We start from the raw sequence: 21,910 nt of genomic DNA, 5'->3' as shown, positions 1-21,910 counted from the left end.
ATAGAATTCCATGCTGGCGCGTCTGTCGATCCGTGACATCGTCCTGATCGAACGGCTCGATATCGAATTCGCACCGGGCCTCGCGGTTTTGACCGGCGAGACCGGTGCGGGCAAATCCATCCTGCTCGATGCCTTTGCGTTGGCGCTCGGCGGCCGCGGCGATGCCGGCCTCGTGCGCCATGGCGTGGAGCAGGGGCAGGTTACTGCCGTGTTCGATATCCCCAAGAATCACCCTGCAGCGAAAATCCTCGCGGAGAACGGGCTGGAGGATACTGGCGAGATGATTCTCCGCCGGGTCCAGCTCGCCGACGGCCGCACCCGCGCCTTCATCAACGACCAGGCGATCAGCGTGCAGACGCTGAAGGCGGTCGGTGCTGCCCTGGTCGAGATCCACGGCCAGCACGACGAGCGTGCTCTGGTCGATGCCGCCACCCACCGCCGCCTCCTCGACGCCTTCGCCGGCCTCGAAAAGGACGTCTCGGCGGTCGAAGCGCTCTGGGACGCCCGCCGCACCGCCAACACAGCGCTGGACGAGCATCGCGCCGGCATGGAGCGCGCCGCGCGCGAAGCCGATTACCTTCGTCACGCCTCCGACGAATTGAAGCAGCTCGCGCCCAAGGACGGCGAGGAGACCTCGCTGGCGTCCCGTCGGACCACCATGATGCAGGGCGAGAAGATCGCCTCCGACCTGCGCGAGGCGCAGGAGGCGGTCGGCGGCCACCATTCGCCGGTCGCCTCGCTGTCGGCCGCCGTGCGCCGGCTGGAGCGCCGCGGCGTCAACTCGCCGGCGCTGGTCGAGCCCGCGGTGAGGGCGATCGACATCGCGATCAACGCGCTGGAGGAGGCCGACCAGCATCTCCAGGCGGCGCTTGCCGCGACCGATTTCGACCCCTCAGAGCTCGAACGCATCGAGGAGCGACTGTTCGCGTTGCGCGCCGCCTCGCGCAAATATTCCACACCGGTCGATGGGCTCGCCGCGCTTGCTGCCAGATACGCCGCCGATGTCGTCCTGATCGATGCCGGCGCCTCACGGCTGAAGAAGCTGGAGCAGGCCGCGATCGAGGCCGATGCGCGCTATGCCGCGGCCGCCAAGAAGCTGTCGATGGCGCGGCAGAAATCGGCGGAGAAGCTCAACAAGGCGGTCAACGTCGAGCTCGCGCCGCTCAAACTCGAACGCGCCAAGTTCATGACCCAGGTCCAGACCGACGAGGCCACGCCGGGTCCGCAAGGGTTCGACCGCGTCGAGTTCTGGGTGCAGACCAACCCGGGCACCAAGCCGGGGCCGATGATGAAGGTCGCTTCCGGCGGCGAGCTGTCGCGTTTCCTGCTGGCGCTGAAGGTCGTGCTGTCCGACCGCGGCTCGGCGCCGACCCTGGTCTTCGACGAGATCGACACCGGCGTCGGCGGCGCGGTCGCGGACGCCATCGGCGGACGGCTGGCGCGGCTCGCCGGCAAGGTCCAGGTGATGGCCGTCACCCACGCCCCGCAGGTCGCCGCCCGTGCCGACCAGCATTTGCTGATCTCCAAGGACGCCCTGGACAAGGGCAAGCGCGTCGCCACTCGTGTCAATGCGCTCGCCGCCGACCACCGCCGCGAGGAGATCGCGCGGATGCTCGCCGGCGCCGAGATCACCGCCGAGGCGAGGGCTGCCGCGGACCGGCTGCTCAAGGCAGCGACGGCTTGATTTGTCGTTCCGGACGCGCGTAGCGCGAGCCGGGACCCAGAATGTCGCCCCCGATGGGCCCCGGCTCTGCAGCGCACCGCTAAAGAAGCGCTGCGCTGAGTCCGGGGCGCGAGACTTCAACCTGCCTTTACCCTCCCGTCCGCTCCGTCGTATTCAAGCACCATGGCCAGAGCAGTAAAATCCAAAGCAACACCGCTTCGCGACGTCGTCGACCTCACCAAGGCGCAGGCCAAGGTCGAGCACATGCGGCTTGCGCTCGAAATCGAGGGGCATAACGAACGCTACTATCAGGAGGACGCGCCCACCGTCACGGATGCCGAGTATGACGCGCTGCGCCAGCGCTTTAACGCGATCGAGAAGCGCTTTCCGGAATTCGTCAGCGCGGACTCGCCGTCGCAGAAAGTCGGTGCTGCACCGTCAGGCCGCTTCAAGAAAGTGCGGCATTCGGTCCCCATGCTGTCGCTCGACAACGCCTTTGCGGAAGAGGATCTGCGCGACTTCGTCGGCCGCATCGTGCGCTTCCTGAAGCTCGAGGACGACAGGATCGATTTCTCCGCCGAGCCGAAGATCGACGGCCTCTCGATGTCGCTGCGCTATGAGGGTGGCGAGCTCGTCACCGCCGCGACGCGCGGCGACGGCGCTGAAGGCGAGGACGTCACCGCCAACATCCGCACGCTCGAAGACGTGCCGCAAAAGCTTAGGGGACGCAACGTCCCCGATATCTGCGAGGTGCGCGGCGAGGTCTACATGACCAAGAAGGCCTTCCTCGCGCTCAACGAGCGGCAGAAGGCGGAAGGCAGCACCATCTTCGCCAATCCGCGCAACTCGGCCGCGGGCTCGCTCCGGCAGAAGGATCCGACCATCACCGCCTCGCGCCCCCTCGGCTTCTTCGCCTATGCCTGGGGCGAGATGAGCGCGATGCCCGAGGGTACGCAGAGCGGCATGATCGGCTGGTTCGAGCGCTGCGGCTTCAAGACCAATCCACTGACCCAACTCTGTCACTCCGTCGAGGAACTGCTGGCGTTTCATCGTTCGATCGAGGAGCAGCGCGCAAAGCTCGACTACGACATCGACGGCGTCGTCTACAAGGTCGACCGCATCGACTGGCAGGAACGGCTCGGCTTCGTCTCGCGCACGCCGCGCTGGGGCATCGCCCACAAATTCCCGGCCGAACGCGCCATGACGGTGTTGCGCGACATCGAGATCCAGGTCGGCCGCACCGGCTCGTTCACGCCGGTGGGCAAGCTCGAGCCGGTCGGCGTCGGCGGCGTAATCGTGCAGAACGTCACGCTGCACAACGAGGACTACATCAAGGGCATCGGCAACAAGGGCGAGGTGCTGCGCGAGGGCCGCGACATCAGGATTGGCGACACCGTCGTGATCCAGCGCGCCGGCGACGTCATCCCGCAGGTGGTCGACGTCGTCCTCGACAAGCGGCCGAAGGCTGCCAAGGAATTCCAGTTTCCGAAGAAGTGCCCGTGCCCGCTGCACACCGATGTCACGCGCGAGGAAACGGCGGCGGGAGAGGAGGGCTCACGCGCCCGCTGCACCGGCGAGTTCGCCTGCCCCTATCAGAAAATCGAACATCTGAAGCTGTTCGTGTCGCGGCGCGCCTTCGACATCGACGGTCTTGGCGAGAAGCAGCTCCAGTATTTCTTCGACGAGGGTTTTGTGAAGGAGCCAGCGGACATCTTCACGCTGGAAAAGCGCAATTCGAAACTCAAGCTCGAGGACATCGAGGGTTACGGCGCAACGTCGGTGCGCAATTTGTTCAGCGCGATCGAGAGCCGTCGCAAGATTGCACTGGAGCGCTTTATCTACGCGCTCGGCATGCGCCATATCGGCGAGACCACGGGGCTGGCACTGGCACGCGGCTATGGCTCCTGGGACGCCTTCCACGACGCCAGCCTCAAGGTCGCCAGGGGCGACGAGGAGGCGATGGCCGAGATGGATGCGCTCGACCAGATCGGCGAGACCGTGATCAAGAGCATCGCCGATTATTTCGGCGAGAGTCACAATCGCGGCATCGTCGAGCGGCTGACCAAGGAGGTCGAGATCATCGACGCCGAGAAGCCGAAGAGCAATTCCGCCGTCGCCGGCAAGACCGTGGTGTTCACGGGCTCGCTGGAGAAGATGACGCGTGACGAGGCCAAGGCCACCGCTGAGCGGTTAGGCGCAAAAGTGTCCGGATCGGTGTCCAAGAAAACCGATCTCGTCGTCGCCGGCCCCGGCGCGGGTTCGAAGCTCGCGGAAGCCAACAAGCATGGCGTCAAGGTGCTGACCGAGGACGAGTGGCTGGCGCTGATCGGGGAGTGAGGAGGGCGCGCTGGCGCGTCTCGCTCCGCTGTCATTCCCCGCGAAGGCGGGGAATCCAGTATTCCAGAGACAGTGCGAGGATACGGAAAAGCCGCGGCGTACTGGATCCCCCGCTTTCGCGGGGGATGACACCGAGGTCGTGGCGATCGCCATCCCTTACATCATCCCGCTCTCTTCCTCTTCCGCCTGCCCGATCAGCGTCTCGCTCACCATGATCTCGCGGCGGGGGACGACGAAGATCATCGTGCAGGCGCAGAGCAGGGAGATCGCCAGCACCGCGGCGGTAAGCGGCAGCGTGGTCGCGGAATGGCCGCCGAGATAGGCGCCGAATTGCGACATCAGCGCGCCGATGCCTTGCTGGAGGAAGCCCATCGCACCTGACGCCGTGCCGGCGGCCTCGGGACGGATGCTGATCGCGCCGGCGGCCGAGTTCGCCATTACGAAGGCATTGCCGACCATCACGATCATCTGCGTGCCGAACAGCCAGGCGGGTGCCTCGTTCCAGCCGGCGAAGCTCCAGAGCAGGTTCAACAGGCTGCCGCAAAGCTGGAGCGCGAGGCCGAACCAGATCAACTTCTCCAGCGAGTGCCTGGGCGCAAAGCGCACACAAAGCAGATTGCCGACGAGATACGCAAAACCCGTCGTCGCGAACCACGCGCCGTATTCGGCGCTGGTCCTGCCCATCTGCGTCACCACGATATAGGGCCCGCCGCCGGCGAAGGTGAAGATGATCTGCGAGGCCAGCACCTGGCACATCACGTAGCCGACGAAGGCGCGGTTGCGGATCAGGATGCCGACGTCGCCGCGAAAGCCGCTGCCGGCGGCGCGGTCTCGGCGGGTCTCGGGCAGCGCGATCGCGATGCCGACGGCGACGATGATCGCGGCGACGGTGATGGCGTAGAAGATCGCGCGCCAGCCGAATGCGGTTTCGATCAGGCCGCCGGTGAGCGGGGAGACCATCTGCCCGATCATCAGCGCCGCGACGACGAGGCTGATCATCGAGGCGACGCGGTCGCGCTCGTAGATGTCGCGGATGATGGCGCGGCTCACCACCATGCCGGCGGCGCCGCCCAATGCCTGGAAGAAGCGCGCGGCGATCAGCTGCGGCAGCGTTTCCGCGAAGATGCAGGCGACGTTGGCGACGACCATCAGCGCCAGTCCTCCGAGCAGCACCGGGCGTCGCCCGAAACGGTCCGACAGCGGGCCCATGATGAGTTGCGACAGCGCGATGCCGACCATGTACAGCGACACCGTCATCTGCGCGACCGAGATGTCGCTGCCAAATGTCGTCGCCAGCACCGGCAGCGCCGGAACCAGCATGTAAAGCGAGATCGGCGCGATGCCGGTCATGACGACGAGCAGCAGCAACACCACGCGCGAGGTCGCGAGGCTCTTCGCCGTTTCCGGCGGCGTGCTGATCATGCCGTGCATGCGTGTCCGTCTGGTAGAAATTCGAATCGGACTCTAGCGTGCTGGCACATGACGCATATCGGCGTTTCGGAATGCGGCTATACGGATTCCGGGACGGTTGTGATGAGGGCACGATGGCGACCGATTGGGCGCGATGTTCGTGCCAGAAAGTTGGTGTCATCGCCCGGCTTGACCGGCCGATCCAGTACGCCGCGGCTTCTCCGCATACGTTTGCTGTCTCTGGAATACTGGATTCCCCGCCTTCGCGGGGAATGACAGCGCGGGTGGAGAAGCAGCCCTGCGCAAATCGCGTAGTGCCATGCGGCTTCGCGACGACGCGCTTACGCCTTCAACTCCGCCGTGGCCTGGTCCAGCCAGGCCTTCGTCGTCTCGTCCAGCGCTGGCCGCACCTCGGTCCTGACGCGCGCGTGATAGGCGTTGAGCCAGTCGAGCTCGTCCTTGCCCAGCATGGCCACATCGATCAGCCGGCGGTCGATCGGCGCCAGGGTCAGCGTCTCGAACGCGTTCATCGATTTTTCCGCACCCTTGATGTCGGCTGCGACCACCAGTTCGAGGTTCTCGATGCGGATGCCGAAACCGTCGGTCTTGTAGTAGCCGGGCTCGTTGGACAGGATCATGCCGCGCTTCAGCGGCGTGGTGCCGAGCTTCGATATCCGCGCCGGTCCTTCGTGCACCGAGAGATAGCTGCCGACGCCGTGGCCGGTGCCATGCTCGAAATCGACGCCGGCGGCCCAGAGATATTGCCGTGCGAGTGTGTCGAGCTGCGCGCCGGTGGCGCCGTCTGGAAAGATCGCCCGCGCGATCGCGATGTGGCCGCGCAGCACACGCGTGAAACGGTCGCGCATCTCGTCGGTGGGCTCGCCCACGGCCATGGTGCGGGTGACGTCGGTGGTGCCGTCTTCGTATTGTGCACCTGAATCGATCAGCAGCAGATCGCCGGGCACGATCCGCCGGTTGCTCTTGCGGGTGACGCGGTAGTGCACGATGGCGCCATTCGGGCCGGTGCCCGATATGGTCGGGAACGACACGTCCTTGAGCGCGCCGGTGTCGCGGCGGAACGTCTCCAGTGCCTCGACCGCGTCGATCTCGGTGAGCTTGCCGCTTGCCGCCTCGCGGTCGATGAAGGCGAGGAAGCGTGCCAGCGCCACGGCGTCGCGCCGGTGCGCCGTTTGCGTGCCCTTGATCTCGGTCATGTTCTTGACCGCCTTGAGCAGCGCGATCGGATCGCTGCCGCGCACCGGCTTGCCGCCGGCACCCGTGATCAGCCGGCTGAGGGCGTCGGCCGCGGTCGCATTGTCGAGCGCGATCGATCCACCGCTCTTGGCGAGCGCCATCAGCGTCGGCGCCATCGCATCGGGCTCGCGCACGTCGGCAGACTGCTCGAGATGGTCGCGGGTCAGATTGGAGAGCTTACGGTGATCGATGAAGATGGTGGGACGGCCGTCCTTCGGCACCAGCGCATAGGACAGCGGCAGCGGCGTATGCGCGACGTCGGCGCCGCGGATGTTGAACGTCCAGGCCACGGCATGGCTGTCGGACAGCACCAACGCATCGACGCCGAGCTTGACGATTTCGCTCATGATCTGCGTCAGCTTCTCGGCCTCAGTCACGCCGGCATGTTGCATCCCATGCACCGCGACCGGTGCAATCGGCGGCTGTGGCCGGTCCTGCCAGATCGCATCGACCGGATTGCTGTCGACCGCGACCAGCTCGGCACCGGCCTTGGTGCAGGCGGCGGACAAACGCTCGGCTGCCGCAAAAGTGTGCAGCCACGGATCAAATCCGAGGCGGTCGCCGGCCTTCAGGTGTGCCGAGATCCAGCTTTCCGGCGGGGGATCGATCAGAGATTCCACGGCCCAGGCCCTTGAATCGACCTGCTTGGCCGCCTGGATCGTGTAGCGTCCATCGACGAACAATGCTGCCTCGTGCGTCAGCACCACCGCCAGTCCCGCCGAGCCCGTAAAACCTGTCAGCCAGGCCAGGCGCTCTTCCGACGGCGGCACATACTCATTCTGCTGCTGATCGGCGCGTGGAATCACGAAACCGGTCAGCTTGCGGCGGGCGAGTTCTTCACGGAGCGCGGCCAGCCGGGCCGTCAATGCGACGCCGGCCTCGGGCTCCTCGAATGTCTGGAAGTGAGCTTCGAACATGGTGGATCACTTTAGGATCATGCGGATCAGTCCGCAATGTAGACGCATTTGAGGTCGCATCTGGCATGGACTGTGCTTGAACAAGTTCCATTCGAATTGAGTGGAGTACAGGATGCGGCAGTTGCGCTTCGTCCGGATAACAGGGAAATTCGAGCAAGTTGTTCATCTCAACGACGAGGGGACACTCGATGCCAGCGTTCACGTTTGAGAAGATTACGCCGCCGGTGCGCCGCGCTCCGGCTGCGGCGACACCGAAGAAACCGCGCGGCCTCATCAGCCAGATGATCGACCGTTTTGCCGAGCGCCGTGCGAGGCGCGCCTCGCAGGCCGAGCGCCCGATGCGCCGGGACGAGAAGGCCGCAAAGTAGCGGCATCTACTGCAGCACCCGTACTCACCCCATCTTCCGCAGCAGCAGGCTGCTCCACCCTTCGATCCGCAGGTGCTTCAGAGGCACGAGGCCGCGCGCGCGGTAGGCGGCGATCACGGCGGGGACCTGGGGCGTCAACAGGCCGGAGAGGATGACGCGCCCGCCAGGGGCGAGGTGCCGCGTCAACGGGCCCGCCAATTGCCGTAACGGATTGGCAAGGATGTTGGCCAGCACCAGGTCGAACGGGCCGCATCTGCCGAAATCAGCCGCAGCGAAGCCGGTGGCGCGGATCACTCGCACATGGTGACCGACCTCGTTCAACAAGGCGTTCTCGGCTGCCACCTTGACCGAGGCCGGGTCGATGTCGGAGGCCAGCACCGCGTGATGCAGCGCCTTCGCCGCCGCTATCCCGAGCACGCCGGTCCCGGTGCCGAGGTCGAGCACGCGGCCGGGCCGGGTGCTTTTCAGGACATGGTCAAGCAGGAGTAAACAGCCGCGTGTGGTGCCGTGATGGCCGGTGCCGAAGGCGAGAGCGGCCTCGATCTCGATGGCGAGCTTGTTTGGCGGCACGCAGTCGCGGTCATGGCTGCCGTGGACGACGAAGCGCCCGGCCGGCACCGGGACGAGATCTTCCAGGCTTGATTTGACCCAGTCCCTGGCTTCGACGGTGTCGAAGGCCAGCGTGTCCGCGATCTCATTTCCTGCTGAGGTTGCAACGAGTTCGCGAAGCCACGCCCGGTCCGGCGCGTTCGCGAAATGCAGCGCGACGTCCCACTGTCCGTTAGGCTGCTCGAAGGCGGCGACCGCCGCATCGTCCTCGAAGAACATTTCGGTGAGGACGTCGACAATGCGCCTGGCGGCGATCTCGCTGCCAATCGAAAAACTGGCGCGATGGGTGGAGGGCTGCATTCTCAGGGTTCCGTCCGGTTCAATTTTTGGAACTTTTGTTCCCAATTTTTCGCATAACTTGCATTCTTGAGATTAACCCGACCGCAGGTTGTAGGACGTAAATTTGCGGATGTTGGGCAAACCACACAGCTCGAAATGGAATAGGAGGCGAGACTTGAAGCGCATGATTTTGAAGTTCTGGACCGACGATTCAGGTGCAACCGCAATCGAATACGGCCTGATCGCAGCAGGTATCGCGCTGGCGATCATCACCGTGGTGAACGGCCTGGGCACCACGATGAACGAGAAGTTCACCTCGATTAGCACCTCCTTGAAGTAATTTCCGCCTCCCATTTCCGGCGGGGCCATTTCTCCATACGACTGCTTTCGACCAGCGCCCGCCGGGGGGAATTGCCCCCTGGCGGGCGACGTCGTTTTTGGGGGTGGCTTTCACAGAATGCCCCACAGGCTATCCGCTCGCTTGTCCGGACATTGGCCACAGATTGTCCCGCCGCTCATCCCCGGATTTTCCACCAACTTGTACCAGGCATGGACGGGCGTAACCCACCCCTCTTCCACAGCTCTGCCAACAACCTGTCCACAGCTTATCCACGGGCTTATCCACGGCTTCCGAACAGCGACCGGTGATCCCGCAGGATCGCCTGCGCGGCGTTGTGGCCGGGGGCGCCGGTAACGCCGCCGCCGGGGTGGGCGCCGGAGCCGCAGTGATAGAGGCCTCTTACGGGTCCGCGATAATCGGCGTGGCCCAGCATCGGCCGCGCCGAGAACAGCTGGTTCAGCGTCAGCGCGCCGTGGAAGATGTCGCCGCCGAGCAGGCCGAACTGCCGTTCGAGATCGAGCGGTGACAGGATCTGGCGGCCGAGCACGCTTGCCGCAAAACCCGGCGCGTATTTGTCCACCGTCGCGATCATGAGGTCGGCGACCTCGTCGCGATGGTCGTCCCACGACTTTCCATCGGGAAGCTCCGGCGCGACATGCTGGCAGAACAGGCTCGCGACATGTTGTCCTGCGGGCGCGAGGGTATCGTCGAGCGTCGAGGGGATCAGCATTTCCACGACGGGCTCTCGGCTCCAGCCGTGCGCCCGGGCATCGAGGAAGGCGCGGTCCATGTAGCCGAGATCAGGGGCCAGGATAATGCCCGAGGTGAGATGATCGCCGTCGCCTGGCAGCGCCGTGAAGGAGGGCAGGCGGTCCAGCGCCACGTTCATGCGGAAGGTGCCGGAGCCGTTCTTCCAGTGCCGGATGCGGTCGAGGAAGTTTTGGGGAAGCGCATCGGCGGCGACCAGCCGCGTATAGAGCAGCTTCGGATTGACGTTGGCTGCAACATATTTCGAGCGGATGGTCGTGCCGTTCTCCAGCGCCACGCCGACCGCGCGGTCGCGCTCGATGATGACCTCGCGCACGCCCGCATCGGTGTCGATCACGACGCCGCGGTCGCGTGCGGCGCGCGCCATCGCTTGCGTGATCGCGCCCATGCCGCCGATGGCGTGACCCCAGACGCCCTTCTTGCCGTTCACCTCGCCGAAGGCGTGATGCAGCATCACATAGGCAGAGCCTGCGGCGTAGGGGCTGGCATAATTGCCGACGATGGCATCGAAGCCGAACAGCGCCTTGACCAGATCATGCTCGAAACGTTCATCCAGCATCTCGCCGGCCGAGCGGGTGAAGAGATCGAGCAGGCTGCGGTTCTGCTCCAGCGATAACCCACGAAGGATGTTGGCGCTCTGGAACGCGTTCACGGCTTCGCGGATCGAGGCCGTGCCGAAACCGTCGAGCAGGTTTGGCGGCGCGCGCAGCACGAACTGCCGGAGCACGTCGGCGATCTCTTCCAGCTCGCGCGAAAACCCGTCGAGCGCGTTTGCATCATGCGCGCTCAGCCGTGCGACGGACGCCTGCGTCCGCCCCTCGCCGGTGAGGAGATAGCTGCCGTCCGCCGCGGGCAGAAAATTCTGCGCGCGCCGTTCGACGATCCGCAGGCCCTGCTCGGCCAGCTTGAGGTCGCGGATCACCTGCGGATTGAGCAGGCTCACGGTGTAGGCCGCGACCGAATTGCGGAAGCCGGGATGAAACTCCTCCGTGACCGCGGCCCCGCCGACCACCTTGCGGCGCTCGACCACGCGCACGCGCAAGCCGGCCATCGCGAGATAGGCCGCGCAGGTGAGGCCGTTATGGCCAGCGCCGATGATGACGACGTCGGTTTCGATCATGCGTCCCTGGTGGTGTCATTCCGGCGTGCGCGAAGCGCGAACTGTGGTGCGGGCTCCGCACCGGAGAATCTCGAGGTTCCGGGTTCGATGCTCCGGGCCGCGCTTCGCGCCCGTCGCATCGCTCCGGAACGACCGTCTTATATCAAGCATTCCCCGCTGCAACATCACGAGACCCTTTATTGCCCGTTCAGGCGCCTTGTGCTCCATTGCGCGCGCCCGGCGCCCGCCGGGATTATGCCGGAGCTTCCATGGATTCGATCGTGCAACCCGCCGCCACGGAGCAGCCGTCTTCGTCACGCAACCGGCTGCTGCTGACGGTCTACACCGCCGCGATCTTCGTCAGCGCGCTGTTGCTGTTCTCGGTGCAGCCGCTGTTCACGAAGATGGTCCTGCCGCGGCTCGGCGGCTCGCCGGCGGTGTGGTCGGTGGCGATGGTGTTCTTCCAGTCGCTGCTGCTGGCGGGCTACGCCTATGCGCATGTGTTGATGCAGGTGAGGAACCGCATCGTTCCGGTGGTGGTGCATCTGCTGCTGCTGATCGCAGCCTTCGTCACGTTGCCGCTCGGCATCGCCTCGGCCTATGGCGAGCCGCCCGGCTCGGGCTACGCGATCTGGCTGCTCGGCCTGTTCGTGATCTCGATCGGGCTGCCGTTTTTCGCGCTCGCCGCCAACAATCCGTTGCTGCAGGCCTGGTTCGTCCGCACCGGGCATCCTGCCGGACATGATCCCTATTTCCTCTATGCGTCCTCCAACATCGGCAGCTTTCTCGCCCTGCTGTCCTATCCGTTCCTGCTGGAGCCGATGTTCACGCTGCACACGCAGAACCGGCTCTGGACCGGCGGTTACGGCATTCTGATCGTCCTGATCGCGGCATGTGGCGTGCTGCTCTTGCGCTCGCCGAAGCTGGCCATGGTCGATGCGCGCACCGAGGATATCAACGCGCCGGCGCCCGGTTTCATGACGCGGCTGCGCTGGATATTCCTCGCCGGAGTGCCGTCCGGCCTGCTCATCGCCGTCACCGCGCACATCTCGACCGACGTCGCGGCGGCGCCGCTGCTGTGGGTGCTGCCGTTGTCGCTGTACCTCTTGACCTGGGTAGTGGTGTTCCAGTCGCGGCCGCTGCTGCCGCACAAATGGATGCTGATGCTCCAGCCGGTCGCGATCGCGGGCATCGTCTTCCTGCTGGCGTTCGGCGGCGAGCAGAACCTGCTGCTGACGCTCGGTGGCCATCAATTGTGCTTCTTCGTCATCGCCATGGCCTGCCACGGCGAATTGGCGCGGACCCGGCCTGCCGCCAAATATCTCACCGGTTTCTATGTCGCGCTGTCGTTCGGCGGCATGGTCGGCGGCCTGTTCGCAGGGCTCGTCGCGCCGTTCACATTCTCCTGGATCGCCGAATATCCGATCCTGGTTGCGCTTGCCGCGCTGTGTCGGCCGCCCGCGAACGAGCGGCTGGCGGGCATCGTCAAATGGTACTGGCTGGCGCTTGCCGCGCTTGCCGTCGTGCTCGTTGTGCCGTCCACCACGACGGGTGGGCTGTCGACATGGTTCGAGGATCACCGGGTCTGGACGGCCGGCGGCGTGGGCGTGGTCGCCGCGCTGCTGGCGCTGGCGGTCAACGCCGACCGCTGGAAGATATTCGCCACCGTCGTGCTCGCGCTGGCCTTGATCCGGGTTTATCCGGCGGACGAAGGCCGCGTCACCACGGTGCGCAGCTTCTTCGGCGTGCACAAGATCGTGGTGACGCCCGGCGGCTATTTCCATGTGCTGATGCACGGCACCACGATCCACGGCGCCGAGCGTTTCCTCAACAATGACGGCACGCCCGTCACCGGCCGGCCCGAACCGATCACCTACTATCACAGGGATGGCGGCATCGGTCAGGCCGTCACCGCGATCCGCGAGCGCAAGGGCGCGCCGCTGAAGGTTGCCGCAATCGGCGTCGGATCGGGCACGCTCGCCTGCGCCGCCGAGCCGGGCGAAAGCTGGACCTTCTTCGAGATCGATCAGTCCATGGTCGACGCGGCAAGCGATCCGAAGAATTTCCGCTACATCTCGAGCTGCATGCCGGGCCTGAAGCCGGTGATCGGCGATGCGCGTCTCACCTTCGCGAAGGAGCCGGACGGCGCCTATGATCTCATTATCGTCGATGCCTATTCGTCGGATGCGATCCCGATCCATCTTGCCACCGAAGAGGCGATGAAGATCTACAAGGACAAGCTCGCTCCGCACGGCGCCGTGGTGATGCACGTGTCCAACCGCCACCTCGATCTCGAGACCGTCGTGGTCGGCATCGCCGACGCCAACGATCTCAAGAGTTGGGTCTACAACGAGGATTCGGGGCGCGACGGCGACTACATCTTCTCGACCGACGTCGTCATCTCCGCCCGCGAGGATGCCGACGTCGGCAGGCTCGCATCGTCGAAATCATGGGAGCAGACCGAAGCCGACGACAGGGTGCGGGTCTGGACCGACGATTACTCCAACATTTTGGGCGCGCTGTACCGGCGCTTGCGGGACGGGGAGTAGGCTTCGCGCCACTCATGGTCTCGTGCCCCGGACGCTGCGCAGCACGAAGTGATGCGCAGCAGAGCCGGGGCCCATCGCAACTTCTGGGTCCCGGCTCTGCGGAGCAGCGTTGCACGCTGCACCGCGTCCGGGACACGAGACCTGGTCTTAAGGCTCCACCGGTGTCCCCGCGGGCAACGCAATTCCCTTCTCGCCCGCGACCTGTCGCAACAAATCGGGCCTGTCGGAGATGATGCCGTCGACGCCGATCTCGATCATGCGCGCCATGTCCTCAGGCTTGTTGACCGTCCAGACCACGACGCGCAGCCCGAGCGCATGGGCCTCGGCGACCAGCGCCGCGGTCACATCGCCGAAATAGGGCGACCAGACCGCGCCGCCCGCCGCCTTGATGGTTCGGGGCAGCGACCCGCCATGATCGGCCGGGCTGAATCCCGCCGTCCAATTGGTCGCCTTGTCCAGCGCCACCGTTTGGCCCGAGCCGCGCTGGAGCGTCAGGTACACCGTCGGCATCTTCGGTGCCCGCTGCTGGACCAGCTGCAGGGTCCGCCAGTCGAACGACTGGATCATGACGCGGTCGGAGAATTTTGCGGCTTCGACCACGCCGAGCAGCCTGGTAACGAAAGCTTGCGGATCGAGCGTCTCGTTCGGATGGTTGGGATCGATCTTGGTCTCGATGTTAAAGCGCACGCGCGTGTTGCCGGATTTGCGCACCAGCGCGAACAGCTCGCGCAAGGTCGGAATGCGGGTCCCGGGCACGGCTCGCTGGTCGGGGAATTGCTTCGCGTAAGGGCTGTCTGGCCGGATCTCGCCGACGTCATAGGTCCTGACGTCGGCGAGCCGCAGTTTCACGAACGGCGTGCCGGGAGGCGCGATATAGGCGCCGCCCGCATCTCGCGCGAGATCAGGATTGAGCCCGCGCTCATGCGAGACGACGACTTCGCCGTCGGCGGTGATGCCGACGTCGAGCTCCAGCGTGTCCACACCCATCGACAGCGCGTTGGCGAAGGCCGGAAGCGTGTTTTCCGGCAGCAGTGCCCGCCCGCCGCGATGGGCCTCGATGTCAAAGGCCGAATCAGATCCCGAATCGAATCCCATGGCCGGTCCCGCAATGAGAAGTGACAGTACGGTCAAGATCGTCGCAGCACGTGACGGCATGGCGGCTCGAGGGGCAAGCGGAAAGGGTGATATTTCAACGCATTTGGGCGTGTCCGGCCCATAGTATAGGCTTCCGTGGCTGTTGAAACCTTGGGCGGTGGCTTGGGTTGCGGCCGCCGCGGGGGTATGTACTCATAGTCGGCGCCCTGGAAATCCGCCCGTGCAGCAGCAACGCGATCATCGAATTATCCGCAGCCGGCATTTTCGCCGGATGCAGCGGCGGCATTTCATCATCTTCGACGTTTTGCCCTTTCTCGGCACGCTGCTGGCATTGGCCGTTCTGCTCTACCGCCCAATAGGCGCGATGGAGCTTGGCCTGTTCGTTGGCTTCTGGCTGGTCACCGGCCTCGGCCTTACCGTCGGTTATCACCGGCTCTTCACCCACCGCGCCTTCGCGACCTCCACGGCGATGAGTGCGATCCTGGTCGTGATGGGATCGATGGCCGGCCGCGGTCCCATGCTGTCCTGGGCGGCAATGCACCGCCGGCACCACGAATTGTCCGATCACGACGGCGATCTGCATTCGCCGCGACTGCACGGCGAGGGCGCATTCGGCCGCCTGCGCGGCTTCCTGCACGCGCATTTGACCTGGATGATCGAGCACGATTATCCCAACGTTGCGCACTATGTCCCGGACCTGATGGCGGATCGCAGGCTGGTTGTGGTCAACAGCTACTATTACACTTGGGTCGGTCTCGGCCTGGTGCTGCCGGCCGCGATCGGCGGCCTCGCCACCATGAGCCTGTGGGGCGCACTCACCGGCTTGCTCTGGGGCGGCGTGGTGCGCATGTTCGTGGTCGAGCAGACCATGTCGGCCATCAACTCCGTGATGCATAGCTTTGGCGCGCAGCCCTTCGTCACCCGCGACGACAACAGCCGCAATCTCGGCGTGATGGCCTGGCTTGCGTGGGGCGAGGGCTGGCACAACAACCACCACGCTTTTCCCTATTCCGCGGCGTTCGGCCTGCGCTGGTTCGAGTTCGATCCCGGCTTTATTTTCATCCGGGCGCTGGAAGCGCTGGGACTGGCCTGGGACGTCAAGGTGCCGAGCGAGGAGAAGATTGCGCGACGCATGCTGCGGCAGCCGGGCGACGCTGCGCCCGACCTCGAAACGGGCTGAGCATCATCCGCCGGCTCACGCCGGCGATGGCGCGGCTTTGAACCGATGCTGTTCAACGACTATCCCTTTCTCCTGGTCTTCCTGCCCGCGGCGCTGCTGATCTATCGCCTGGCCGATCCTCATCCGCAGTGGCGAATCGGCGTGCAGGTCGCGCTGTCGATCGCCTTCTATGCCTGGGGCAGCCCGTCATTCGTCCTGCTCCTGATCGGCTCGATCGCGATCAACTGGCTCGCCTCGGTTGCCTATGGGCGTGTGAAGTGGCCGGCGGTGCTGACGCTGGTGATCATGCTCGATCTCGCGGTGCTGGCGCTGTTCAAATACGCCAACTTCCTTTTCGCCAATGTCGGTCTCGTGCTCGGTACGACGTTGCCGGTGCTCGACGTCGGGCTGCCGCTCGGCATCTCCTTCTTCACCTTCCACCACATCATGTATCTGGTCGACCTCAAGCGCGGCAGGGCGCCGCTCTATGCGCTCGATCGCTACGCGCTCTACATCGCCTTCTTCCCGCAGGCGATCGCCGGCCCCCTGGCGCGCTGGTCGGAGGTGATGCATCAGTTCGGCAGGCAGGTCTACGTTCCGGGCTGGCAGCGCCAGTTCTGCGTCGCGACCTGCTTCATCGCGATCGGCCTGTTCGAGAAAATCGTGATCGCCGACGGCCTCGCCCATCTGCTCGATCCCATCTACGCGCAGGCAGCGAATGGGCCGTTGCCCAGCGGCGATGCGTGGCTCGCCTTCTGCTTCTCCTTCCAGATACTGTTCGATTTCTCCGGCTATTCCGACATCGCAATCGGGCTCGGTCTCCTGTTCGGCGTGCAGCTGCCGTACAATTTCTACGCGCCGCTCCGCTCGACCAATATCCAGGATTTCTGGCAGCGCTGGCACGTCACATTGATGCTGTTCCTGCGCGACTACGTGTTCTATCCGCTGATCAATCTCCGCCTGCTGCCGCGGCACTGGCTCCCGATCCAGTTCTTCGGCGCGATGATGGTCACGATGGCGCTGTGCGGCCTGTGGCACGGCGCGAGCTGGACCTTCGTGCTGTGGGGCGTGCTGCACGGGCTTGCGCTGGTCGCCTGCACACTGTGGCGTCGCTATGGCCCGACGTTCCCGTCATGGCTCGGCTGGGCGCTCACCGTGTTGTTCGTGCTCGCGACCGGCGTCATCTTCCGCGCGGGCTCCGTGGAGGCGGCATGGCATGTCTTCTGCGGGTTGGTTTCGCCGCTGCCGCTCGAGCGCGGAAAGCATTTGTGGCCGCTGCTTGTCGCGCCGCTGTTCGCCTTCCTGTTGCCGGCGAGCCAGGACATCGTGGCGGTACTCACGCGCCGTCCCGATCCGTGGCTCGCGGGCCTGCTCGGTCTTGGGCTGTTCGCACTGCTGCTTCACATGGGTGGTCGGGATCTCCATGACTTCGTCTACTTCAAGTTCTGAGACCGATCCCGGCTGGGGCCGGAGCTTGCTCGCGTGCCTGGGCACGCTGATCGGGGCTGCGCTGCTGGTGCTCGCACTCATGGTGGCGGTCGATCCCTATGACAGCGGCAAGCTCGGTCTGTTCGGTATCGACGGCGTCGACAATCGTCTGACCCAGATCACGGCCGCGAGCCGCGCCAGGAATCCGGATTTTAATGCCGCGATCCTGGGTAATTCGACGGCGCAGATGATCGAGCCGATGGAATTGTCGCGCGCAACCGGCCTGCGCTTCGTGCAGCTCTACATGACCGGTGCGTTTCCCCGCCAGGAACTCGCGGTGCTGGACTTCTTCCTCCGCAATCACCGGGAGGTCGGCGCACTGGTGATCGTGACTGATCCCGGCTGGTGCGCGCATGCACGGCCCAAGGAGGAGGGCGGCGTCCCATTTCCCGACTGGCTCTATGACAGAAGCGTCGTCAGCTACGCGGCACGTCTGATCTCATGGCAGGCAATCGAGCAGGCTTTTCAACGGATCAGTATCGGGCTCGGCTGGCGACCACGGATGAATCCCGACGGCTTTGTCAGCTACGAGGACATCTGGCCGCCGGGCCAATTCAAGGAAGTCGGCTGGCCCAGGGATCCGGCGCCGTCCTCGTCCGCCGAGATGCGGGCGACATTTCCCGAGATCGCTGCGCTGGCAGATAGCGTCAGGACATTGCCGCCCGATGTGCCCGTCGTCATCATCGTGCCCCCGACCTTCGCAACCACGGTGCCGAAGCCCGGTACGGAAGCAGCGTTGGAGCGCAGCGCCTGCGACGCCGCGCTGAAGAAAGTGGTCGCGGGCCGGCCGCGCAGCAATTTCGTCAGCTACCGCGTTGACAACGATCTCACGCGTGACCGCGCCAATTTTGCCGACTTCATCCACTATCGCCCCATCCTCGCGCGCAAGATCGAGCAGGGGATCGCTGCGAGCCTGCGCGATGGGGAAAACGCGAAGATTGATTTCTGAATCGTCTCAGCCGAGCTGGTCGAAACCGCCATCGAGCCAGAGCTTGCGCGCCAGCTTGCGCTGGATCTTGCCGCTGGTGGTCTTCGGCAGGGTGCCGGGCCGGATCAGCACGATGTCGCGCGCGGAGAGTTCGTGGTTGTCGGTGACGGCCTCGCGAATCCGGCCCTTGATCGCTTCGGTGTCGATCGAGTGGCGCGCGGTGCGCTCGATTTCCTGGACGATGACGAGCGCCTCGTCGCCGGTCTCGTCCGGCACCGAGAACGCCGCGCCGCAGTTTTCGCGCAAAGCTTGGTCGAGGGACTGCACCGTGCGCTCGACGTCCTGGGGATAATGGTTGATGCCGCGGACGACGATGAGGTCCTTGATCCGTCCCGTGACGAACAATTCGCCTGTGACGTCGATGAAGCCGAGGTCGCCGGTGCGCAGCCACGCCCCGTCTTCGCCGGCAAGCTGCGCATTGAGCCCCTCGCGCGTCGCCTCGTCGTTGCGCCAATAGGCGCGTGCGACATTGGCCCCGTTCACCCATATCTCGCCGACGCGGCCCGCGGGCAGGCGCGTCCGATTGTCCACGATCGCGATCTGTTCGCCGGTGAGCGCGCGCCCGCAGCCGACGACGATCTGCGTGTCTTCGGCGCTGGAAGGCGCTTCCGCCGCGTGCGCCTGAAGCGCCGTGCGGCTCAGGCTGCGTGTGACATGACCGCCGCCGCGGCGTCCGCCGGAAATCAGGAGCGTCGCTTCCGCCATTCCGTAGGCGGGATAGATCGCGCGCGGGTCGAAGCCGTGCGGCGCAAATGTCTGGGCGAACCGTTCGATGGTTTCCGCATGCACCGGCTCTGCGCCGTTCAGCGCGATCCTGAGCGAGGACAGATCGATGCCTTCGTCGGCGCGATAGCGGCTGACGCAGAGGTCGAAGCCGAAATTCGGGCTGCACGCCACTTCCGCGCGATAATGCGAGATCGCGCGCAGCCAGCCGAGCGGCCGCTGCATGAACGCGTTCGGCGCCATCAACACGCAGGTCGCCCCGACATAGAGCGCCTGCAGCGCGTTCAGGATCAGCCCCATGTCGTGATAGAGCGGCACCCAATTGACGTAAGTCGATTGCCGGGTGTTGCCGAGCCCGAGCCGGATCATCTCGAGATTGGCAAGCAGATTGGCGTGGCTCACCATCACGCCCTTGGGCGCGGACGTCGAGCCGGAGGTGTATTGCAGGAAGGCGATGTCGTCCCGCGCCGGCTCGGGTAGTTCGATCGTCTCGCCGTCGGCCGCGGCGAGATCGACCTCGATCCATCGAATGTTCTCCTGCGTGAAGCGTGCCCGCAGATCCCCACGAAGCGCGATGGCCGAATTGGTGAGTGCCAGCGTCGGCGTGCAATTGGCGAGTATCGTGGCGCTGGCGTCGCGCGCGCTGTTTCGCCGCGGCATCATCATCGGCACGGCGATGATGCCGGCCATCAGACAGCCGAAGAACGCCACCATGAATTCGATGCCGGGCGGAAACACCAGGATGGCGCGGTCGCCCGGACGCGCAGCCGCAGTCAGTCGCGACGCGAGCGCGGATGCGGAGTGATGCAGTTGGCGGAAGGTGAGGACAGCTTCCTCCGCCCCGCGATCAGAGACGAAGACATAGGCGCGGTCGTCGGCCTGCTCCTCTGCACGCCGGGCCAGCAGTGCCACGAGCGAGCGGAAGGTTTCCATGGGTTGCGCCGGCTTCAGCCGCCCTCAGGCGGCGGGGCGGATTGCGCGCTTGTCGGCGAGAAATCGCGACAGCGCCTCAACGGTCGGATGGTCGTAGAAGTCGTCGGTCGATAGTTCGAGGTCGAGCTTCTCCTCGAGCTCCATCATCAGGTAGACCAGCATCGCCGAATCGAGCCCGAGGCGGCTGAACTTCGTGCCGATGTCGACGCGGTCCTTCGAAATGCGCAGGATATTTGCCAGGGCGGTAACGCAGAAATCCGAAATCTGCTCGCGTGTCATGTCATGCCCCAGAAACAATGGGAACGACAATACGGGCGCCCCCCTGGTTGTCAATTTGGTCGGAACGCCGCTGCGTTGAAGGTTGTGGACTGTTGCTTCCTTGCGTCGGCCGGTGCCCAATCCGTGTACCGGCTGGCGCTATTTCCTGCGCTCCACTGCGGCAAGCGCCCGTCGCCGCAGCGGCTTTCTGATTCGCTGGCGCGGCAACGGCGCGTCCCAGATAGGGTCAGTTCTGGTAGTAATAGCCACGCGGCTGGTAAACCTGCCGGGGCTGCGGCTGATAGTAGGTGCCGTTGCCCTGATTGTAATATTGCTGCGGCTGCTGCTGATAGACCTGCGCGTCATAGATCGGGCGGCTCCCGCGCGGGGCGGGGTAGCGCGCGCCGGTGTCGCTGCCGTCGGCTGGATAGATGTAGTTGTCGTCCTGCGGCATGTAGCGGCGGGCAGGCGCGGCCTGAGGCGCCAGGTTCACGGGATCGCCTGATGTGGCGTATTGCTCTTCGGCGGGCTGCGGCGCGCGGGCCACTGCGGTGGGGTTGCGGCCACGCGGATTGCGCGCCAGCGCCACCTGCGCCGAGCCGGTCAGCGTTACCGTGGTGTTGAGCACGCCCTGCTGCTGCACCAGCGCGTAGAGCGTCGTGGCATTCTGGCGCGACAGTCGCACGCAGCCATGCGAGGCGGGGGTGCCGAGCCGGCCGACCGAGTCGGTGCCATGGATGGCGTGCCCGACCTTCGTAAAGAAGATCGCGTGCGGCATCGGCGCGTCGTCGAATTCCTTGGAGTAGTGATCCTCTTCCATGCGGAAGGTGCGGAACGCGCCGTTCGGCGTCTCTCGCGAGGGGATGCCTGTCGACACCGGCCAGTGGTAGCGCGCGACGCCGTCGACGGCGACGGTCATCTGCTGATTGTCCTTGTCGACGGTGATCTCGACCTTGGCCTGCGCGGTGCCCGCGCTCAAAAGCATCAGGGAGGTGAAAGCAATAAAAAACGAACGCATCTGACTTCTGGCCTCCGGCCTGTTCACACTAGGCGCCGCGGCTCTCCGTCCCCCGGCGTGCACTATGCCTGCAATCCGGCTTTCGTTCCAGCGGCCTGCCCACCCATCGTTAACGGGACGCCCGGCGTAAGCAAGGCCGCTTTGTGCCGCAAAGGCCGCGGCGGTGCTGACATTTTCGCGATCGGGAGATGCGTTCACAACGCCGACAATTCGTCACGATGCCGCAACCATTTGGCTGCATCGGCGTTGCGATTGACCTGCCTTGGCTGGCGACCTTCGCCGCTGGTTTTACCTTTGGGAATGAAGATGAACAGAGTTTGTGTCGCCGCCGCTTCACGGCCGGCTGGTCTCCCTTTCCGCTTGCTCTTCGCTGGCGCCGCCGTTCTGGCCGCGCTGTCCTGCATCCCACAGCCTGGCCATGCCCAAGGCATCGTTCGGGGCGCCCAGGAAGGTTCATATGAAGGCAACCGGATCGCCGGCCCCGTGGGCGGCGTGGTGGGTGGCGCGGTCGGCGCCGGTGTCGGCGCTGTCGAGGGGGTGTTCGGCATTCCCCATCGCGGCCACCGTCGCTGCCGCGGCTATTACGACGGGTACAACCGCTTCCACTGTTATCGGTGATGTCGCCGTAGCCCGGATCGAGCGAAGCGCAATCCGG

At 65.2% G+C, this 21,910-nt stretch carries 17 protein-coding genes; 9 read left to right on the top strand and 8 right to left on the bottom strand.

Going from position 1 to position 21,910, the window contains the following annotated elements; translation table 11 throughout:
* The first annotated feature begins 10 nt into the window (after positions 1–10).
* On the top strand, positions 11–1,684 hold the full coding sequence (gene recN / locus ABIB66_RS34485) for a DNA repair protein RecN (protein WP_354205326.1): 1,674 nt from the start codon (positions 11–13) through the stop codon (positions 1,682–1,684).
* 162 nt (positions 1,685–1,846) lie between these two features.
* Positions 1,847–4,000, top strand: a complete 2,154-nt coding sequence (gene ligA, locus ABIB66_RS34480; RefSeq protein WP_354205328.1) for an NAD-dependent DNA ligase LigA — start codon at positions 1,847–1,849, stop codon at positions 3,998–4,000.
* Positions 4,001–4,156: 156 nt separating this feature from the next.
* Here the strand turns inward: ligA and ABIB66_RS34475 are convergent, their stop codons facing one another.
* Positions 4,157–5,431: a multidrug effflux MFS transporter gene (locus tag ABIB66_RS34475; protein ID WP_354205330.1), complete on the bottom strand. Its 1,275-nt coding sequence runs from the start codon at positions 5,429–5,431 to the stop codon at positions 4,157–4,159.
* Between the two features lie 320 nt (positions 5,432–5,751).
* Positions 5,752–7,581: an aminopeptidase P family protein gene (locus tag ABIB66_RS34470; RefSeq protein ID WP_354257700.1), complete on the bottom strand. Its 1,830-nt coding sequence runs from the start codon at positions 7,579–7,581 to the stop codon at positions 5,752–5,754.
* A gap of 188 nt (positions 7,582–7,769) precedes the next feature.
* Between ABIB66_RS34470 and ABIB66_RS34465 the strand changes: the two genes are divergently transcribed.
* Positions 7,770–7,949 carry a hypothetical protein gene (locus tag ABIB66_RS34465; RefSeq protein ID WP_354205334.1) on the top strand — a complete coding sequence of 60 codons (180 nt, stop codon included), beginning with the start codon at positions 7,770–7,772 and terminating at the stop codon, positions 7,947–7,949.
* A 24-nt stretch (positions 7,950–7,973) separates the two neighbouring features.
* Here ABIB66_RS34465 and ABIB66_RS34460 read toward each other — a convergent pair whose 3' ends face one another.
* Complete coding sequence (locus tag ABIB66_RS34460) at positions 7,974–8,858, bottom strand: 50S ribosomal protein L11 methyltransferase (protein ID WP_354205336.1); 885 nt, start codon at positions 8,856–8,858, stop codon at positions 7,974–7,976.
* Between the two features lie 163 nt (positions 8,859–9,021).
* Here ABIB66_RS34460 and ABIB66_RS34455 point away from each other — a divergent pair, with 163 nt between their 5' ends.
* Positions 9,022–9,177 carry a Flp family type IVb pilin gene (locus ABIB66_RS34455; protein WP_456769831.1) on the top strand — a complete coding sequence of 52 codons (156 nt, stop codon included), beginning with the start codon at positions 9,022–9,024 and terminating at the stop codon, positions 9,175–9,177.
* A gap of 277 nt (positions 9,178–9,454) precedes the next feature.
* Here ABIB66_RS34455 and ABIB66_RS34450 read toward each other — a convergent pair whose 3' ends face one another.
* Positions 9,455–11,065, bottom strand: coding sequence for a phytoene desaturase family protein (locus tag ABIB66_RS34450; RefSeq protein ID WP_354205338.1), 1,611 nt, complete (start codon positions 11,063–11,065; stop codon positions 9,455–9,457).
* Positions 11,066–11,313: 248 nt separating this feature from the next.
* Here ABIB66_RS34450 and ABIB66_RS34445 point away from each other — a divergent pair, with 248 nt between their 5' ends.
* Complete coding sequence (locus ABIB66_RS34445; RefSeq protein ID WP_354205340.1) at positions 11,314–13,593, top strand: spermidine synthase; 2,280 nt, start codon at positions 11,314–11,316, stop codon at positions 13,591–13,593.
* 147 nt (positions 13,594–13,740) lie between these two features.
* On the opposite strand, the gene ABIB66_RS34440 is transcribed toward ABIB66_RS34445, so the two are convergent.
* Positions 13,741–14,748 carry a glycerophosphodiester phosphodiesterase gene (locus tag ABIB66_RS34440; protein WP_502917381.1) on the bottom strand — a complete coding sequence of 336 codons (1,008 nt, stop codon included), beginning with the start codon at positions 14,746–14,748 and terminating at the stop codon, positions 13,741–13,743.
* Between the two features lie 160 nt (positions 14,749–14,908).
* On the opposite strand from ABIB66_RS34440, the gene ABIB66_RS34435 reads away from it, so the two are divergent.
* From ABIB66_RS34435 to ABIB66_RS34425, 3 genes are read left to right on the top strand one after another with little or no spacing between them, the layout of a single operon-like run.
* Positions 14,909–15,868, top strand: coding sequence for an acyl-CoA desaturase (locus ABIB66_RS34435; protein ID WP_354205345.1), 960 nt, complete (start codon positions 14,909–14,911; stop codon positions 15,866–15,868).
* Positions 15,869–15,913: 45 nt separating this feature from the next.
* Positions 15,914–17,296: an MBOAT family O-acyltransferase gene (locus ABIB66_RS34430; RefSeq protein ID WP_354257697.1), complete on the top strand. Its 1,383-nt coding sequence runs from the start codon at positions 15,914–15,916 to the stop codon at positions 17,294–17,296.
* Positions 17,297–17,321: 25 nt separating this feature from the next.
* Positions 17,322–18,284, top strand: coding sequence for a hypothetical protein (locus ABIB66_RS34425; protein WP_354205349.1), 963 nt, complete (start codon positions 17,322–17,324; stop codon positions 18,282–18,284).
* Positions 18,285–18,290: 6 nt separating this feature from the next.
* Here ABIB66_RS34425 and ABIB66_RS34420 read toward each other — a convergent pair whose 3' ends face one another.
* The 3 genes from ABIB66_RS34420 to ABIB66_RS34410 all read right to left on the bottom strand — a co-directional run bounded on the left by ABIB66_RS34420 (position 18,291) and on the right by ABIB66_RS34410 (position 21,255).
* Positions 18,291–19,979 (bottom strand): fatty acyl-AMP ligase, encoded by a 1,689-nt coding sequence (locus ABIB66_RS34420; protein WP_354205351.1) that lies wholly within the window; start codon positions 19,977–19,979, stop codon positions 18,291–18,293.
* Between the two features lie 24 nt (positions 19,980–20,003).
* Positions 20,004–20,258, bottom strand: coding sequence for an acyl carrier protein (locus tag ABIB66_RS34415; protein ID WP_354060554.1), 255 nt, complete (start codon positions 20,256–20,258; stop codon positions 20,004–20,006).
* A 226-nt stretch (positions 20,259–20,484) separates the two neighbouring features.
* Positions 20,485–21,255, bottom strand: a complete 771-nt coding sequence (locus tag ABIB66_RS34410; RefSeq protein ID WP_354205354.1) for a L,D-transpeptidase — start codon at positions 21,253–21,255, stop codon at positions 20,485–20,487.
* Positions 21,256–21,561: 306 nt separating this feature from the next.
* On the opposite strand from ABIB66_RS34410, the gene ABIB66_RS34405 reads away from it, so the two are divergent.
* On the top strand, positions 21,562–21,873 hold the full coding sequence (locus ABIB66_RS34405) for a hypothetical protein (RefSeq protein ID WP_354257694.1): 312 nt from the start codon (positions 21,562–21,564) through the stop codon (positions 21,871–21,873).
* Positions 21,874–21,910: the final 37 nt, after the last annotated feature.

Origin of the sequence: Bradyrhizobium sp. F1.13.3 (assembly GCF_040548265.1) — a bacterium.
Lineage (GTDB): Bacteria > Pseudomonadota > Alphaproteobacteria > Rhizobiales > Xanthobacteraceae > Bradyrhizobium.
Note: the sequence above shows the minus strand (reverse complement) of the source record. Positions and strands in the feature narration are given on the sequence as shown.

Excerpts from the sequence above, each read along its gene's own strand:
- recN (WP_354205326.1), top strand. The coding sequence starts at position 11 with ATGCTGGCGCGTCTGTCGATCCGTGACATCGTCCTGATCGAACGGCTC.
- ligA (WP_354205328.1), top strand. The coding sequence starts at position 1,847 with ATGGCCAGAGCAGTAAAATCCAAAGCAACACCGCTTCGCGACGTCGTC.
- ABIB66_RS34475 (WP_354205330.1), bottom strand. The coding sequence starts at position 5,431 with ATGCACGGCATGATCAGCACGCCGCCGGAAACGGCGAAGAGCCTCGCG.
- ABIB66_RS34470 (WP_354257700.1), bottom strand. The coding sequence starts at position 7,581 with ATGTTCGAAGCTCACTTCCAGACATTCGAGGAGCCCGAGGCCGGCGTC.
- ABIB66_RS34465 (WP_354205334.1), top strand. The coding sequence starts at position 7,770 with ATGCCAGCGTTCACGTTTGAGAAGATTACGCCGCCGGTGCGCCGCGCT.
- ABIB66_RS34460 (WP_354205336.1), bottom strand. The coding sequence starts at position 8,858 with ATGCAGCCCTCCACCCATCGCGCCAGTTTTTCGATTGGCAGCGAGATC.
- ABIB66_RS34455 (WP_456769831.1), top strand. The coding sequence starts at position 9,022 with ATGATTTTGAAGTTCTGGACCGACGATTCAGGTGCAACCGCAATCGAA.
- ABIB66_RS34450 (WP_354205338.1), bottom strand. The coding sequence starts at position 11,065 with ATGATCGAAACCGACGTCGTCATCATCGGCGCTGGCCATAACGGCCTC.
- ABIB66_RS34445 (WP_354205340.1), top strand. The coding sequence starts at position 11,314 with ATGGATTCGATCGTGCAACCCGCCGCCACGGAGCAGCCGTCTTCGTCA.
- ABIB66_RS34440 (WP_502917381.1), bottom strand. The coding sequence starts at position 14,748 with ATGCCGTCACGTGCTGCGACGATCTTGACCGTACTGTCACTTCTCATT.
- ABIB66_RS34430 (WP_354257697.1), top strand. The coding sequence starts at position 15,914 with ATGCTGTTCAACGACTATCCCTTTCTCCTGGTCTTCCTGCCCGCGGCG.
- ABIB66_RS34420 (WP_354205351.1), bottom strand. The coding sequence starts at position 19,979 with ATGGAAACCTTCCGCTCGCTCGTGGCACTGCTGGCCCGGCGTGCAGAG.
- ABIB66_RS34415 (WP_354060554.1), bottom strand. The coding sequence starts at position 20,258 with ATGACACGCGAGCAGATTTCGGATTTCTGCGTTACCGCCCTGGCAAAT.
- ABIB66_RS34410 (WP_354205354.1), bottom strand. The coding sequence starts at position 21,255 with ATGCGTTCGTTTTTTATTGCTTTCACCTCCCTGATGCTTTTGAGCGCG.
- ABIB66_RS34405 (WP_354257694.1), top strand. The coding sequence starts at position 21,562 with ATGAACAGAGTTTGTGTCGCCGCCGCTTCACGGCCGGCTGGTCTCCCT.